Raw genomic sequence first — 3,284 nt, forward strand, 5'->3', positions numbered from 1 at the left:
TAACCGATTAGTATCGTTGATCAGGCAGCTTTCTCCGAGTGCAATTCCGGGTCCTTTTATTTTGGTAAGGGTTTCAAAATCTTCATCGAGATCAAGGTTTAAAGACACTTCTCCCTTTTTTAGTAAATACAGTGCATGACTAGGATCATTTCTAAAAAATACCACCTCGTTTTGTTGAAACTTACGCTCATGCATGTGAGGCAAAAACAATGATAGCTCCTTAGAGTCTAGCTGTGAGAATAGAGGGATTTTCGTAAGGAAAACGAATAAACTTTGCTCGCGAGGGGTATAAGTCTTCTTAAATGGGTTAATCATGGTGTGTTATACGGAAATTGAAGGCCTGTTTTGTGTCCGGAAGTAATTTATACCTCTCATCTAGTCGGTGACCGATTACCCAGGCAATTTCGCCTGCCGATTCCAACACAAATACGCGCTGTTTCAAGTTTAACGGAATTTTATTATCAATCATAAAATCACTTAACTTTTTTTTGCCCCGCATTCCCAGCGGGAAAAAGCTATCTCCTTCCTTCCATTGTCGCACCGTAAGAGGGAATTTCAGCTTATCAACAGGTATCAAAGCTTCTTCCTGAGAAAACTGTGGCGGACTTTTGATCTCCTGTAATTGGATATCTAGCGACAGCAACCCATTATCAAATTGTGTATCACCTCTTTCTATATAAGCCTCACCAGGGATTTTAAGCTCTTGCGGACTGATGATTAATGATTGGCGGTCTATGTTTAACCTATAATCTACACTATCAAACACCTTCCCTTCTCCCTCAAGGGCGCTCATAATATCTTTTACCTGAATAAAATTAAACTCAAAAGGCTTTAAAACCTCCGCTGCCAACCCTAAATGAAGGTCTTTGAAGGCAGTCTTGTTGATAAAAACATCGACACCTTGCTCTGTGGTGTAAGCAGTATTGAAGTTTTCAACCTGTTGTTTAAGTGCCTGAGCAGCGCCTTCCAGTCGAAGTAATGTATTCTGCAGTGTACTTTCCAGTGAAGGATTTATTTCTTTCAGCAAAGGAACGACCTTATTTCTGATCATATTTCTGCTATAGTCGTTGGATGCGTTTGAAGCATCTTCTCTCCACTTTATTTCCTTTTCTTGCGCATATCGCTCAACTTCCTGCCTCTCTGTAAAAAGCATTGGTCTTATAATTCGGTCATTTTTTACCGGAATGCCCGTAAGCCCGGCAATGCCTGTTCCTTTAGTAAGGTTATACAGCATTGTTTCCAGAGAGTCGTTGATGTGGTGTGCGGTTGCGACATAACTAAACCCTTCTTTATTGAGTAAGCTGGCAAACCAACCATACCTTAGGTCCCGAGCTGCAATTTGGGTAGAAAGGTTATGATGTGTGGCATATTTTTTGGTCTCAAATCGCTTTGAGAAAAAATCAACACCCAGGTCGTGTGCCAGTGTTTTCACAAAGGTTTCGTCTTTATCTGATGCCTCGCCTCGCAACATGAAATTACAATGAGCAATAGCGAACTTAAAGCCGGCCTCTTTAAACAAATGGACCATGATCACGGAGTCTATACCACCACTTACAGCCAGCAAGATCTTATCATCTTCGGCAAAGAGTTGGTGTTGGTCGATAAAAGCTCGAAAATCCTTAAACATCCCGCAATTTTTTAGTTTAATTTTGCGACAGCACAAACATGATGAATTTACAAATAAAAATAGCACTTATCATAGCCTTACTCCTTGCTGCAGCTGGCTCAGCACTTTCACAAAAGAAAGTAAAGTTAGACCATGCAGATAAGATGGTAGGTAGCGTAAAGCCCGATGGGGAGCGTTTTGATAGAGCCATAGGCGATGTGGTCTTTAAGCAAAAGGAGACCACCATTTATAGTGATTCGGCTCATTTCTATCGTAAGAGAAATTACATAGAGGCCTATGGTAATATTAGAATTGTTGAAGGTGACTCAGTCAATATTACCGCAGGCAAGCTCATCTATGAGGGCGACTCTAAAAAAGCCAAGCTTAGAAATAATGTAGTTTTTACGAAACTGGGCCAAATGACGCTTTATACCGACTTTTTAGATTATGATCGCGTGCGACAGGAGGCTCGTTACTTCAATGGCGGAAAACTGGTAGATAGTACAAATGTGCTTACGAGTGAAAAAGGTTATTATCAGGTAAATAACAACATGGCCTCTTTTAAGAAAAATGTTGTTGGCAAAAACCCTGATTACACCCTCGAGTCAGACACTTTGCAATATAATACCGAAACCAAGGTGGTTTTCTTTAGAGACGAAACCCAACTCACCAATCAAAACGGTGATGTAGCCACCTATTATGAAGGAACATACAACACCATAGCCCAAAAGTCAGACCTGGCAAAGGGTGAAGTAGAAACAAAATCATACATACTCACTGGTGATAAGTTACGCCTTGATGATGTAGCCAAATATTACACAGCGACCGGCAACGTAGAAATGATTTCTAAAGAGCAGGATATTATCATCACAGGTGACGATAGTTTTTATGACAAAGCCAATGGCATTTCTAAAGTTTACGGGCGGGCCCTCATGAAAAAGATCATGGATCAGGACACCATGTACCTCACGGCAGATACGCTCGTTGCCATAGAAAATGTTGACGAATCTAAAAAGCGTCTACTGGCCTATAACAATGTTAAAATATGGAAGTCTGATCTACAAGGCATTGCCGACTCATTAGCCTACCATACGGCCGACTCCACAATCTTTTTTTATGACGACCCTGTACTATGGACAGAAGGAAATCAGCTCGAAGCTGACTCGATAAATGTAATGATCGCCAATAACACAATTGACAGGCTTAATCTTAATGTAAATTCTTTTGTAATCTCACAGGATAGCATCGACAATTTCAACCAGATCAAAGGCCGTAAAATGATAGCCCGCTTCAACAAGGGAGAATTGCACAAGGTAGATGTTGAAGGTAACGGTGAAAGCATTTTCTTTGCCTTAGACGAAATGGAGACCTACATCGTGGGTATGAACAGGATTTTGTGTAGCAATATGGTCATTAAATTTCTTAACAATAAGGCCGATAATGCCTCTTTTTATGTAAAACCCGATGCCAAATTCATCCCTCCGCATGAGCTCACAGCCTCAGATAGAGAGCTTTCCGGTTTCAAATGGCGCAGTGATGAAAAACCTGAAAAAGCCACTTTGCTGGAAAATACTTTAGAAGGAAAACAAGAAACTACTGAGGAGCCCAAACCCTCTCAACAAAAAATAGAACCATCTAAAAAAATTGAAAACCCTACCAAAACTGACATACGTAGGAT

Annotated in this window: 3 protein-coding genes; 1 reads left to right on the forward strand and 2 read right to left on the reverse strand. The window is 40.7% G+C overall.

Going from position 1 to position 3,284, the window contains the following annotated elements; all coding sequences use genetic code 11:
* Both E1176_RS03505 and tilS read right to left on the reverse strand, forming a co-directional pair.
* The coding region (locus tag E1176_RS03505; protein WP_155209188.1) for a cyclic nucleotide-binding domain-containing protein at window positions 1-315 on the reverse strand (315 nt) is incomplete at its 3' end.
* Window positions 308-1,627, reverse strand: a complete 1,320-nt coding sequence (gene tilS, locus E1176_RS03510) for a tRNA lysidine(34) synthetase TilS (protein WP_155209189.1) — start codon at window positions 1,625-1,627, stop codon at window positions 308-310. The genes tilS and E1176_RS03505, both read right to left, overlap by 8 nt.
* A gap of 38 nt (window positions 1,628-1,665) precedes the next feature.
* Here tilS and E1176_RS03515 point away from each other — a divergent pair.
* Window positions 1,666-3,284: OstA-like protein (locus E1176_RS03515; protein ID WP_155209190.1), on the forward strand; the 1,619-nt coding region annotated here is incomplete at its 3' end.

This window comes from Fulvivirga aurantia, from assembly GCF_009711475.1.
Taxonomy (GTDB): Bacteria; Bacteroidota; Bacteroidia; order Cytophagales; family Cyclobacteriaceae; genus Fulvivirga; species Fulvivirga aurantia.